General features: G+C 40.5%; 14 protein-coding genes and 1 pseudogene. 5 read left to right on the forward strand and 10 right to left on the reverse strand.

Translation table 11 applies throughout. The features are described 5' to 3' along the window. Nucleotides 1-388: 388 nt before the first annotated feature. The 3 genes and pseudogenes from E2L07_RS18765 to E2L07_RS18775 form a co-directional block, all read left to right on the forward strand. Nucleotides 389-559: pseudogene (locus E2L07_RS18765) on the forward strand (dTDP-glucose 4,6-dehydratase); the annotation flags it as partial. After that, nucleotides 559-1,410: a dTDP-4-dehydrorhamnose reductase gene (gene rfbD / locus E2L07_RS18770; RefSeq protein WP_134230333.1), complete on the forward strand. Its 852-nt coding sequence runs from the start codon at nucleotides 559-561 to the stop codon at nucleotides 1,408-1,410. The pseudogene E2L07_RS18765 and the gene rfbD, both read left to right, overlap by 1 nt. After that, nucleotides 1,403-1,858, forward strand: a complete 456-nt coding sequence (locus E2L07_RS18775; RefSeq protein WP_010899507.1) for a dTDP-4-dehydrorhamnose 3,5-epimerase family protein — start codon at nucleotides 1,403-1,405, stop codon at nucleotides 1,856-1,858. The genes rfbD and E2L07_RS18775 overlap by 8 nt, the downstream gene beginning before the upstream one ends. Nucleotides 1,859-1,860: 2 nt before the next feature. Here E2L07_RS18775 and E2L07_RS18780 read toward each other — a convergent pair whose 3' ends face one another. Beyond that, nucleotides 1,861-2,562 carry a glycosyltransferase family 2 protein gene (locus E2L07_RS18780; protein WP_134230334.1) on the reverse strand — a complete coding sequence of 234 codons (702 nt, stop codon included), beginning with the start codon at nucleotides 2,560-2,562 and terminating at the stop codon, nucleotides 1,861-1,863. 124 nt (nucleotides 2,563-2,686) lie between these two features. Between E2L07_RS18780 and E2L07_RS18785 the strand changes: the two genes are divergently transcribed. Further along, nucleotides 2,687-3,811, forward strand: coding sequence for a glycosyltransferase family 61 protein (locus E2L07_RS18785; protein ID WP_053430402.1), 1,125 nt, complete (start codon nucleotides 2,687-2,689; stop codon nucleotides 3,809-3,811). On the opposite strand, the gene E2L07_RS18790 is transcribed toward E2L07_RS18785, so the two are convergent. From E2L07_RS18790 to E2L07_RS18820, 7 genes are all read right to left on the reverse strand, one after another. Beyond that, nucleotides 3,808-4,467 (reverse strand): sulfotransferase family protein, encoded by a 660-nt coding sequence (locus tag E2L07_RS18790; RefSeq protein WP_053430401.1) that lies wholly within the window; start codon nucleotides 4,465-4,467, stop codon nucleotides 3,808-3,810. The two genes, E2L07_RS18785 and E2L07_RS18790, sit on opposite strands and share 4 nt — an antisense overlap. Nucleotides 4,468-4,570: 103 nt before the next feature. Next, complete coding sequence (locus E2L07_RS18795; RefSeq protein WP_166740125.1) at nucleotides 4,571-5,335, reverse strand: sulfotransferase family 2 domain-containing protein; 765 nt, start codon at nucleotides 5,333-5,335, stop codon at nucleotides 4,571-4,573. Continuing rightward, entirely contained in the window at nucleotides 5,328-6,092 is a 765-nt protein-coding gene (locus E2L07_RS18800) for a sulfotransferase family 2 domain-containing protein (RefSeq protein ID WP_166740126.1), read from the reverse strand. Before E2L07_RS18800 ends, E2L07_RS18795 begins: the two co-directional genes overlap by 8 nt. A 222-nt stretch (nucleotides 6,093-6,314) precedes the next feature. After that, on the reverse strand, nucleotides 6,315-7,121 hold the full coding sequence (locus tag E2L07_RS18805) for a PHP domain-containing protein (protein ID WP_197525662.1): 807 nt from the start codon (nucleotides 7,119-7,121) through the stop codon (nucleotides 6,315-6,317). A gap of 119 nt (nucleotides 7,122-7,240) precedes the next feature. After that, entirely contained in the window at nucleotides 7,241-8,551 is a 1,311-nt protein-coding gene (locus E2L07_RS18810) for a glycosyltransferase family 2 protein (RefSeq protein WP_134230337.1), read from the reverse strand. A 73-nt stretch (nucleotides 8,552-8,624) separates the two neighbouring features. Further along, on the reverse strand, nucleotides 8,625-9,170 hold the full coding sequence (locus E2L07_RS18815) for a sulfotransferase (RefSeq protein ID WP_134230338.1): 546 nt from the start codon (nucleotides 9,168-9,170) through the stop codon (nucleotides 8,625-8,627). Nucleotides 9,171-9,219: 49 nt separating this feature from the next. Further along, a complete protein-coding gene (locus E2L07_RS18820; RefSeq protein WP_134230339.1) occupies nucleotides 9,220-9,480 on the reverse strand; it encodes a hypothetical protein in 261 nt (86 codons plus the stop codon). 150 nt (nucleotides 9,481-9,630) lie between these two features. Here E2L07_RS18820 and E2L07_RS18825 point away from each other — a divergent pair, with 150 nt between their 5' ends. Then, entirely contained in the window at nucleotides 9,631-10,320 is a 690-nt protein-coding gene (locus E2L07_RS18825; protein ID WP_134230340.1) for a sulfotransferase family 2 domain-containing protein, read from the forward strand. Between the two features lie 168 nt (nucleotides 10,321-10,488). Here E2L07_RS18825 and wecB read toward each other — a convergent pair whose 3' ends face one another. Further along, the gene (gene wecB, locus E2L07_RS18830) at nucleotides 10,489-11,571 is read right to left on the reverse strand and encodes a non-hydrolyzing UDP-N-acetylglucosamine 2-epimerase (protein ID WP_134230341.1); all 1,083 of its coding nucleotides are present in this window, start codon (nucleotides 11,569-11,571) and stop codon (nucleotides 10,489-10,491) included. A 142-nt stretch (nucleotides 11,572-11,713) separates the two neighbouring features. Beyond that, a complete protein-coding gene (locus tag E2L07_RS18835; protein ID WP_134230342.1) occupies nucleotides 11,714-12,706 on the reverse strand; it encodes a polysaccharide pyruvyl transferase family protein in 993 nt (330 codons plus the stop codon). Between the last annotated feature and the right edge of the window lie 143 nt (nucleotides 12,707-12,849).

The raw sequence follows: 12,849 nt of genomic DNA on the forward strand, positions 1-12,849 counted from the left end.
AATCACCAAGCCATGTAGTTACCGAAGAGAGATCAGTTATCCAAAGCTTTTTAATTACTGGCCAATCCTTATTAACAAGGGTAAGAATGCCGCCAGAATAATGGGCATTTAACTGATTTAGAACGAAGTTTTGATAAGTTTCGTGTGCAATAAACGTTGGTTTCATTTTGGCACCTCAATCACAAGTAGTAAGGGAAAATAATCCCTTCACCGGCGATTATTGTGGTGTTTTTGAAAAGTCAAGTGTTTCTTGTCGAATTCGAGAAAATATTTTGATAATTAATTTCCAGTTTTAAAAAATGAACATTAAAAAATCCCACCTAAAATAGGAGGGATGAAATAAATTGGTTTGAGGAAAATCCTTGAACCACAAAGCTCGGCGAATGCCGAGAGTCTATTTAACTATGTGGAGGATCGTAAAGGTCATGACAGGCGTTATGCGATTAATTGGGGAAAGATTCATAAACAGCTCGGGTGGAGACCGCTCGTTGCCTTTGAGGATGGGCTAGTCGAAACCGTTCAATGGTACAAATCTCGATTGGCACAAGGAGGTCATTAATGACACACCTTCTCATCACGGGAGCCAATGGCCAAGTAGGCATGGAGTTAAGCAAACAGGGGAAGCAGCATTTTCAAGTAACGGCTCTTACGAAGCAAGAGTTAAATATACTTGTTCAAAACACGGTGATGAACAAGATTAAAGGCGTGAACCCGGATTGGATTATTCATGCAGCCGCTTTTACCGCTGTTGACCAATGTGAGGACGAACAACGCAAAGCCTATCACGTGAACGGGCTAGGCGCTGCGAATGTGGCCAGAGCTGCACGGGAAACGGGAGCGAAATTAATTTATATTAGCACCGACTACGTCTTTGACGGGAACAAAAACAGTCCCTATGAAACGTGTGACCTGCCAAACCCATTGAATGTGTATGGAAATAGTAAGTGGCTAGGGGAACGGCTCGTCCAAAAATATGTAAAAACGTGTACAATCGCCCGAACCTCTTGGTTATATGGCCACTACGGAGGCAATTTCGTCAAAACCATGCTTCGCCTCTTACGTAAAGGAGAACCGATCGAAGTCGTAGCAGACCAAGTCGGCTGTCCAACCTATGTGAACGATCTTGTTTATTATTTATTTTCGTTAATGGAAAAACCTGGCGGAATCTATCATATTAGCAACCGCGGGTCATGCAGTTGGTTTGAGTTTGCTAGAGCGATTGCTAAAAATGCAGGTTATGATCCAAGCTTAATTAGGGCGACAACAACGAAAGCCTTTGCAGCAAAAGCCCGCCGCCCGAAATATTCGGTTATGAGCCATCAACAGCTGGAATTAGCAGGTTTGCAACCCCCAAGGGAATGGGAGCTGGCTCTAAAAGAGTTTATACAGGAGGAGACATGTCATGATTGAAGGTGTCAAAGTAAAAAGACTAACAAAGTATTGTGACGATCGCGGTTTTTTTGCTGAGCTTGTACGTGATGATGAACATTTGCTTGAACACTTTGGGCAAGCCTCGGTTTCAATGAGCTACCCTGGTGTGATTAAAGCCTTCCATTATCACAACGAGCAAGATGATCTTTGGTATTTTCCTTCTGGAAATGCCCAAGTCGTCCTTCACGATTTGCGCCCCAACTCGAAAACAGCTGGGATTACAGATGTCTATTATATGGGGGAGGAAAATCCGATCCTATTGCTCATACCGAAGGGAGTAGCCCATGGGTACCGGGTGTTAGGTGGGAAGCCCGCGACGATTATTTATTTTACAACAAAATCTTATAATCGTAAGTCACCTGACGAAAAAAGACTGGCATGGGATGATCCATCGATTAACTTCGATTGGACGACAAAGCATCGGTAACGTTATTCTGTATCTTTTTCAACCCATGGTTTTTTTCCACTAGCCATTTTCGCTTGAACGCCTTTCGGATGGATTCGATGCTCATCTGTAATCACATTAACCGGATGAAAGCTCCAATATTTCACTAGCTTTCTAAAAAACCCAGCATCAGCATTCGGCCAAAGCGACGGATGATCATCCCAATTTTTTACTTTTTTAAAACAGGACGCTCGATGCATAAAAGAATTGTGGTCGACTTTTCCCATAGGATGCTTTGTTACTCCTACAAGAGGTCGTACGAATGTCTTGATCACTTGCCCACGTTTATTGTACTTGAACACGCGTTGCCGTCCATAGACGACATGAATGCGCGGATTCCGTTTAAATACTTTGACCATACTTTGAAAGCGTGTAGGATAATACAAATCATCATCGGTTAAGTAGGTGACAAGATCACCAGTAATATGGGGGATTGCTAAGTTAATACACGTTGCGTAGCGTGCCGTTTTATAACGGTCTTTATCGGTCACGCTTGATTGAATGAGGGTAATCCGTGGATCATGATTGGCGATTTGCCTTAACAGTTGCCGCGTTTGTTCGTTCGAGTGATCATCGACAATGATGAGTTCCCAGTGAGGGTATGTTTGTTTCTGTACACTGGAAATGGCCTCCTTTACGCCGTTAGGACGATTATAACTTGTTAGAATACAGCTTATTTTTAACATGGTTCCCCTACTTTCTTCGATCTTTTCTGTCACAGCTATTCATATGGTATGAAAACAATGTGAATCGGTATAGGGATCTGTACGAGTTTTCGGAAGATTTCATCACAAAAAGTCAGGTGATAACATGGTAAGCCTATCTCAAGGAACAGCGTTAAGCATAACGGCTTATGAAAACATTTGCGAACAAAAAGAAATACAAGATTTTACCCTCGGTCCTATTCAAAGGAATTATCTCTATTTCGCCGGCTCCCCAGAGACAGTGAAAATCAAGCCTCCAATACGCCCTTTCCCCAATCAAAGCATACCGTCACATTGTGAAACGAAACCTTTTTATCTCGCAAGTATTAAACAGCCAATGTGTGTCAAACACCAAGTGATCCTATACAAACAAACATCTTTATTACCTGATAGCTTCCGGCATGAAACACGAGATGACTTCCATCAAGCCCTTCACTATGATCTAAAAACTAAGCAGTATCGGATCAAAAGGTTGGAGGAGACGACTCGCTGGCTTCCGGGGGATAGCCTTTTCCTTAGCGGCGAATTTTCAGGGGAGTATGGTCATTTTCTTTTAGAAATTCTCTCGAGATTATGGATTACAGACTTTATTCAGATTCAATCGCTTCCCATTTTAATGAACCCAACCGATCGAAAGCAATGGCAGCTTGATTTATTGAAACCTTTTGGCATTAAGAAGCCGCAAATCGTTCCTTTGCATCAACCTACCGTTTGTGAACGGCTTCATATTCCGGTTCAATCTTTTTCTCTACGCCGTTATACATCTTCTTTTGCACACAAAGTTTGGAAAACAATCGGTGACTATTATGATACAGGTAGCCAACAGGTACCCGACAAAATTTATGTGTCAAGGTCCCGGCTTAAATCAAACCGAAGACGCTTGATAAATGAGACCGATGTTGAGCGTCTCTTTAGCCGCAATGGATTTCAGATCATTCATCCTCAGGAGCTGACAATCAAAGAACAAATCAATCTTTTTCGTCATGCTCAAGTGATCGCTGGTCCCCTCGGTTCAGCGATGTACAATTGTGTTTTTCAAACAAAACCAACAAAAAAATTGCTACTGACCTATGAAAAATTCATCAAAATGAGCGATCTGTTGATCAACACGTCTACAAATGGGTTGCTTTATTATTTTGCAGGAACTGAACATAAACAAAACAAATCTCCTAGTAACACTGAATGGTCCATTAATCTTAATCAGCTCGCAGCTTATCTTGAAAACTTTTAAAAATGCTTTAACGAATGATCCAAAAACAGACGTACATCATCTAGACGCTTCTTTGGCGCTCGCCCTAACCGTTGATTCACTGCTGCTACCAACTCGTCTGGATGCTGCAATAGATCGCTGAAGTGAACGTCAATGATATCCGCTCCTTCCTCTACAAGCTGCTCGCGAATGCGCTGTTTATTTCCTAGGTATGGTAGCAAAATTTGTTGCGCCTCTAATTCTGTCATATCATTTCGTCTAACCAAGGATGCAATCGATTCTTTTATTGGACGATGGACAATAATATATGTGATGTCGGCCACTCTTTCCATTGGCCCTTTCCACAGGTCAAAAGTTAACAACATCCGTGGATCTTTTATGCCCCATGCAGGTTTGGCATGCTGTAATAAAAAAGTCTTTACCTGCCTTCTCGGTATTTTTAATTGTTTAATAAGTTCAGGAGAAGGCGGTTTTTTCCAACTCCCACCGATAGTGTGTAAAATCCGATCATTTACCGCAACGAATTCTTCGTTCTCAAAATGCCCCTTAGGGTTCCATTCATTTTCCTTTAGTAGATGTTGTCCCATATGAACACCTAAATGATACAAAACCCCTGCAGTTGCACTTGAGCCTGATCGATGTAGCGTCAAAATAAGGAACAGTTTTGATCGTATCATCTCTCCCCCCTTTCCTCTTTTTATACCTTTATGTGAAGCGAATGTTTTTCGTGTGTACATGTTGTTCCCGATTTCTAAGAGAAAAGCAAAAAAGCGAAATAGATTATCTATCCCGCTTTCCATGGAACCCTTGTTGATGTTTACGCTCAAAACGCTTTAATCGATAGGCAGACAATGGGTCCAACGCTCGAATCCGTTTGGTCAATAATTCCTTTGCGAACGCATAAAGTTCAAGGTCAGCTTCATTATTTTTAGCAATTTTCTCCAGTAGATTAGGGGAGATTTCCTCCTTTGATCGCCGTTTTTTCGTTACGTTGTATTTTTGATAAGCGACCTGCTTCCAGTTGAACATCTCCTTCATTAAAAAGAGCGAAGCGTCAAACTTTTCGGTTAAGCCTACAACGGCAAAGTGATTTTTTAAAATGTTCTTTGCCCGATTAACTTCCGTCACGGACGTCAGCTGCCCCCCTAAAATATATCGCGTTTGCAAATTCCGATTCTTCGGAAGTGCCTGATATTCTTCTAAACTCATCTTCATGACCGACTCATGTAAATTATGCCATTCGATATTGCGAATAAAATAGTACTCTGAAATGACTCGATCGACCGGATCACGCAACATTGTAATATAGGTCGTGGGACGGTTGAAATATTCATGTACCCCGAAAGGCAAATGACCCTGAACACATTCAATGTTTTGCTTTGATAAACCTTTGAAAATCCCAGGTAATTTATGATGCTCCTCGTAAACATCCACACTTTTGCGGCTATCATAATTTCTCTTGATAATTTTTTTTAATGTTGTTCCACCTGTTTTCGGCATATGGAGATGGATGAGTACGTTTGCTGAATGATTTCGGTTATCCATGTGGACCAAATCCATTTTGATCTTGTAAAAACTGTTGCAGTGCTTTCCTTGCACCTGAATCTAACCGTTTGATGTGTTCCTGTAGCTTTTCCTTTGCTGTTTCATAAAGATGAAGGTCCAATGGATTCTTTCGTTTAATGATTTCGATGGTATCTAATCCTATGTCTGTTTGTCGTTTCCTTTTCTTCGTTACATTCTTTTTTTGATAGGAAATATGATCCCATCCTAATTTCTTCTTCATGATAAATAATGATTCATTATAAAGCTCTGTGATTCCGACGACAGAAAAGTGTGCGTCCATATGTTGTAACGCTTTGTTTAAATTAGGCTTCCTTTCACCAGATAGATACCTCGTTTGATGATTTGTTAGTGGCACTTGCAAGTCTGGATCTGTCGACCGCACAAACTGTTCAAAGGTGAGTGGTTTCACTTTTTGATGCATCCGATTTCTCTCATTTTGTAAGATGAAATAATAAGTCGATATGATCCGTTCAACTGGATGTCGAAGCATCGTGATATATGTGAAGGGCTGTTGAAAATATTCGTGTACCCCAAAGCGATGATGACCATACACACATTGGAGCTCCTTTATGTTTGCGCCTTTTTTCTGTAAATTGTCCAGCTTATTCTTTTGAGGCAGCCTTAAAATGTGCTCAGATCGGTATTGTTGATCAAGAATATTCCGTAACGTGATCCCACCCGTTTTTGGTATGTGCATAAAAATAACAAGTGGGATTTTGGTTGATTCGTGTTTCATAAGAACACTCCAATCAGCAGTCTTTATACCATTAGTATATTTTTCAAAAAACAAGATCGTTCTAGGCATACCGATTAATGATCTGCTTCAACGTTATGAATGGGTATCAGCGGGAAGAGAGGCGTTAGCGACTAACGTTGAAATACAAAATACCCCAAGTGTTAGATTTATGCTCTAACACTCGGGGTGCAGCACCGTTCCAACAAGAACGGTTCTCTCCTGTCATTCTTCATCCGCCTTCCATCCAAACTGTCCTAACGAATGTTCATCCGTATGGAAATCAGATCCACCTGTCTTTATAAGTGCAAATTCTGTCGCTAACATTTTATACTTCTCCTGGTCGGTCTCGTCATGATTCCGATGCCACACTTCGATACCATCAAAATCAAGGGCTAACAATTCCCGGACTAGCGTATCTTCTAAATAAACCGGATGGGCCAATATAGCTTTTCCACCTGCTTCGTGTATCAGCTTGATCCCTTCTTCTGGAGTCAAGATCATTTTGTCGATAGCACATGGCTTACCATCTGCCAAATACTCATCAAAAACAGTCTGATAATCTAGAACATACCCTTTTTTGACGATTGCTTTCGCAATGTGAGGTCTTGCGATGACTCCATCCTCACTAAATTGTTTCACTTCATCGAGGGTAATTGTAAACCCAATGTCATTAAATTTTTCAATGATTTGCATCGCCCGTCCTTCTCGATGCTTTTTTAACTGGACAAGGATTGCTTGTAATTTCTCACTCGCTTTAACGTTATACCCGAGAATGTCAACATTTGTTCCTTTGTATTTTGTAGTGAGTTCAATCGCAGGAATGACGTTAATACCGTGGCGCTTGCCAGCAATAACCGCTTCCTCAATCCCATCAAGTGTATCATGGTCTGTAATCGCGATTGTCCGTAACCCGATCTCCTTGGCTTTCTTTACGATAGCTGTCGGCGAATATTCCCCATCGGAGGCTGTCGTATGAATATGCAAATCAAACGCGCCAGCTTGCACAATTTCTTTTAAATCCATGTTCATTCCTCATTTCTCCTTCGGCAGCTAAGAACAGCAAACGCATCATCCCACGGATGTTGTTCATCTTCCTTTTTTATTAAATTAACATAAATCGCTAGGGTTCATGAACAAAAAGAAAAATCTTATGATGAAGTGTTAAATCGTGGCTGACACTTGTTCGTTTTCCATTCAATGGTCTCGCCTTGCTCGTACCTACCGATGGCACGGCTATCTAAAAAGACGGCGTTCTTTATTTGCAAATTTAGCTTCTTCATTACTCTTGATTTAATCGGGTATAGCCGGTTGTTTCCACTAAGATAGAACTTAAAGCCACAGCGAACAAGAAGACCTTCAGGTAACGGATGCTGATTGTTAACATGAGCTGAAATGGGGGGGCCTGTAGGAATAGAATCTAAAAAGGAACGGCTTACCTCCACCACTTCACTCGCACGGAATTTATACAACCGAAACTCTTTATGGGTCAAAATGTGACGCTTCCGATGGTTTTCAACATAATAGATGTGAGGCTCTTGGGAGGCTTTGATTAATCGATGGTTCGGAAAAAACTTCCTCTGCTCCCAAATGTGCTCATCAATAGCTGGCCCTTCCTTATATTTGAACAAAACAGGATCAGGAATATGAACAACATTTTCTTCACGATAGTGTAATTGTTGAAACATAGTAGGTGTAATGGCTCGTCGGTGGTTATCTTCTATTAAGTAAACATCCGCTCCTAATCCTTTCACTAACGTACCAGAAGGTAGGTACTCAGGAAGAAATGCGTTTAATGCTTGAAAAGATGTTGGGCTTTTTAAACATACATCGAGAACCTCATTGATCGGATAAAATAATGCGAATGCCGAAAGTCGGTTCCAGAAGAATGCATCTCCATTATGCCAACAGATCGGATCATCATTCCAATAACTTCCGTACGTTTCGTACACCTTCTCGGCCAAACTTCGCCTGTGCATGACCGAACAGTGATCCACTATATTTTCTGCATACCGAATTGTTCCTTTCGTCGGACGAATACGTTCCGCTTGGGTGATCAACTGATTATCTACCGTTCTCACCAGCTGCTTTGAGTAAACGACATCGACACTCGGATACCGGTCTAAATATTGAACCATTTTCTGCAAGCGCTCTGGTAAATAGTAATTATCATCGGTTAAATAGCAAAGATAGTCACCTGTAGAGCGTGGAATGGCTTCATTAATCAATGTAGCATACCGAGTCGACTTGTGCCGTTCTTCATCCTTAACTTGGCTGTTATAATAATAAACGTTCGGATAGAGCATATAAGAGTCGATCACTTGCTGCGTCTCTTCATTTGAAGCATCATCCATAATCCACAGTTCCCAATCTTGAAAAGGCTGAGACAGCACGCTTTCAATCGCAGCGCCGACTGTATTTGGCTTATTGTAACTCGTCAAAATAACCGTAACTTTTGCCATGTGAGGACACCTTCTTTAAGCGATGATTGTTCATACCTTTATCGTATGATTTTCACCGCTCCACGTGTATCGGTTAGATCGCTTTAAAGCCCAACGTCCGTACCTTTTCTAAATCGTTTGGATGAAACTTCCTTAAATCAGCTTCTTTATATTTCAACGTCGCTGCTGCCGGATCGATTTTCTCGCTCCATTCATCGAATGCGCCATCATCTACTGCTAAAGATTCAGCCAATTTCTGCAACTGTGGTGTTGGATTGACACAAAGCTGGTCAAAATGAATAAGCAAAAACCGGTCTTTCATCTGTTTTGTTCCATACATAACCGCTCGTTCGTTTGCCTTAATCCAATACGTTAGTGATGCATTAGGGATCATCATAGAATTGTTTGGAATCGTTACACCAAATAATGGCCCCCAATTGAATAACTGCTGTTGATTTTTACTAAAAGCCATATTTAATCCATTTCGGATCACATGAATGTACCTTACATTGGGAAAATAGCGATGAATGTAAGGCAAATATAGGTGAGCATTTGGCTCCTTCCACCCCCATCCCTGATAGAGTTGCCTGTTTATCGGGTTCGGGGATAGCATGTTCCTTTTTATTTTTTGTGCTAACAAATCTCCATTCCGATAAGTCTGTGCAGCCTTTTCAATAAATTTAATGTCGTTACCGGTTAATTTTTTGAGTGGTTAGCCTGTTTTCTAAAATTTTAAGTCCGCGAAAAATTTCCTGTTCATTCAAGTTTACAACCTTCGAAAACCAAATCGGTCGCTTAAATAACAAACTAAAATACAACAAATCCTTTGATTGATTTAGCATGTCCCCGAGATAAAAACCCATATCCATTACAATTTCGGCAATGAGCCTCGTCCCGCTCCCACCAACACCACCAATGACAATAGGACCTTGCTTTGCAAAATCAGGCACAATCACACCTGCACTACTTCACTCGATTATTTTATGAAGAAAGCTAGATACTTGCGTTACGGCAGACGTGGATCATTTGTGCCGCACCACAAAATAAGAAAACTAACTAGATCGGAAGTCATATGAGAGGAATAGCTTGGTTAAGAGGAGGTGTTACACCGTGCCATCAAACTTAGAAACGGTTCTTTTTTGCACATCCCAAAAACAGGCGGTCTCACGCTACGGGGGATTATTGAGGATCAATACTCTAAAGATGAGCGATTGAAGTACCCGAGGTTACAACCAGCACGCTTCCATTCACTCATCAAGGACACCGCGTTTAATCCTCCTTTGTATCTTGGGTTACAACCAGCACGCTTCCATTCACTCCCTAAAAGAAAATTAACATCCTTAAGATGCGTGTACGGTCATTTTGGCTATGGCATTCATTCCACACTTCACCAACCGTTTACTTACATTACCATGCTGCGTGACCCCGTGGAACGAGTTATCTCCACGTACTATTTTGTTTTACAAAACCCGCAAAATCGCCTGCACCATCAGGTGAAGCAGATGAGCTTCGAACAATTTGTTGCTAGTGATCTCCCAGTCGTTAGTAACCATCAAACCCGTCTCATTTCAGGGAAACCAATCCCGCATCTAGCCCTTGCCAAAAAGCATTTAAACCAACATTTTTCTATCGTCGGGATTACGGACATGTACGCACAATCCATTTTCTTAATGAGCCAACGATTTGATTGGAAAAACGTCCAGTACACAAAGAAAAACAAGACAAAACACCGATTAAAACAAGAGGACTTTTCACAAGAAACCATTGCCAACATTCGTAAAACGAAATGAGCTGGACCTTGCGCTGTATGATTACGCAAAAGACCGATTGCAGAGGCAGCTTCATTCTCTAGATTCTGTGAGTCAACGAGGGCTAGAGAAGTTTATCAAACGTCAACTGGTTTAATATGTATAGAGAGCAGGCTGCTCTAAGCAAAACAGCCTGCTCTCTTTTCGTTATCATGAAAATAGAATATCTAAAATCTTTTGACTTACACCATGATTTCCGTACGGGTGTTTCCAGTTTGCTTGGTTCGTTCGGATGCTTTCCACACATTGAAGGATGGATTGGGTTTCAAAACCAGCTAGTTGGTTCGCGCCACATTCAACCGTTTCTGGTCGTTCTGTATTTAAACGTAAGGTGATACAAGGTGTACCAATGATACATGCCTCTTCTTGTATCCCTCCACTATCAGTTAAGATTCCTTTGGCATCCCGTTGAAGCAACAGAGCGTTAACAAAATTTGTAGGGGGATCAATGAGTATAATGGCCTCGTTTGTTTTTAGCCGTTCATAAAGGTTATTTTCAATTAACTTTTGTTTCGTTCGAGGGTGTAAGGACAAAACAACTTTCTCCGGGCCTTCCTTTGCTACACGATCAAGAGCTTTTACGATTGATGAGAGCCTAAGAGGGTTGTCTGTATTTTCTTGACGATGGACAGTTACAAAAAAATAGGATTTGGGCTGAAGATTGAAGGCTTGTAGCAGTTTAGTCGATTGGACATGGCTTTTAATGAAGTGTACTGCATCAACAATCGTTTGACCTGTTTGATAAACCCCATTAACGATCCCCTCTTTGGCCAAATTTTCCCCTGCTTGCTGTGTAGGTGTGAATAAATACTGAGCGATATGATCAACAAGCACCCGATTAATTTCCTCAGGCATGCTACGGTCATAGCTTCTTAATCCCGCTTCCACATGGGCAATTTTCACATTGAGCTTTGCTGCAGCTAAGGTCCCACCAAGGGTCGTATTCGTATCCCCATGAACAATAACCAGATCAATCTTCTCCCGCTGAATAATTTCTTCAACTCCTGTTAATATTTTTGCCGTCGTTGAAGCATGGGAGCCAGACCCAACCTTCAAATGATAATCAGGCTGTTGCAAGTGAAATGTATCTAGAACCGCTCCATCCATTGAATAGTCGTAATGTTGACCTGAATGGATAAACAAATGATGAGGATCTAAGCTCTTAAGCACCTTTATAAGAACCGCCATTTTAATGAGCTCAGGTCGCGTTCCGACGATGACAGCCGCTTTCATGTAATCTCTCCTTCTAACTAGAATTATCCTGCCATTCGTGATGATTCTAGTTATCCTATGAGAAATAGAGAGATCTGGTTTGTTTTTTTACCTAATGGCTCTACCTCAATTTGTAGATTTTTTCAGTCCACACCATCCTCTTCTAATTAGTATAATAAAGCTTGTAAATAATCGGTAACGATGATTTCGCTCTCATCTCATTTGTCATTTCCAAAAGGTTTTGACAGATCTTTTGTTTTTTTTCTAACAATGCTTCAATTTTTTCATGAGTTATTGTCTCTTCTACATACCAGTCACTTAGTTGAAGATCATCCATTAAAAATTTAACCTTAGGTGTACTCTTTAACATTATTGTTGGTACACCATGACTAATGGAAACTAGTCCAGCATGTAACCTACTAGTGATAGTTAAATCACCAGCTGCAAGACAGGCCCCTTTTTCTTCTAAACTAATAGAATCGGGAATAATTCTTCGATTTCTTTGATTCGTCGCTTGAATGTTATAATAAAAATCAAGTGATGTATCTTGCATTGAAATGATATTTTCATTGATCTGTGTCGTTACTTGAGATAATGCCTTTTTGAGGTTATTTCTAAAGTTGGCCGAATAGGCATTAAGTGCAATTAATACGTTCTTTTTACTTTTTGGTAACGGATAGGGCTTTGTTTTAAAGTTCCAAATCGCCTCAGGTACTACATCACAGTCTATGTTTAGATGTTTGTTCAATAACACTTTATCCCCAGTCGTACGGACAGTCACTTCTGCTGCTTTTTGTAGTACATATTTTAACTTTGAGCACGCTTCTTCTTTTACTACACGATCATCTACTCCTACACGACTAAAGATATATGGCTTTTTGATCCCCTCGTCTAAAAAGGTAAAAAAGTGAGCGCCTAAATAAATTAATCCTCCCCCACCAATAACTATTAAATCATAAGTGTTTAATTCCTTTCTAAATTCTTCAATCGCTTGATGTGCGGCTTTGACTAACGGATATTTAGGCTTCATGAATGTGTGCCATAAAGATCTGCTGTATACTGTAATTTCAGATAAAGGGACATTTTTTTTTATATTTTTGATCATCTCTAAAAGATTAATTTCATCACCAAAATTGTTATAGCCTGAATTATTCATAAAAAATCTTTGATAACCAAATAATGCTTATCTATCAAGGTATTGAGCTAAATGGTCCATGCATCAAATAAATGAAAAAAGAATCCATTTCTGATATGGTTAAAGCAACGATGAAATAACCACAGAAAGGATTCTTATAATGG

The organism is Halalkalibacterium halodurans (assembly GCF_004376175.1).
GTDB classification, from domain to species: domain Bacteria; phylum Bacillota; class Bacilli; order Bacillales; family Bacillaceae_D; genus Halalkalibacterium; species Halalkalibacterium halodurans.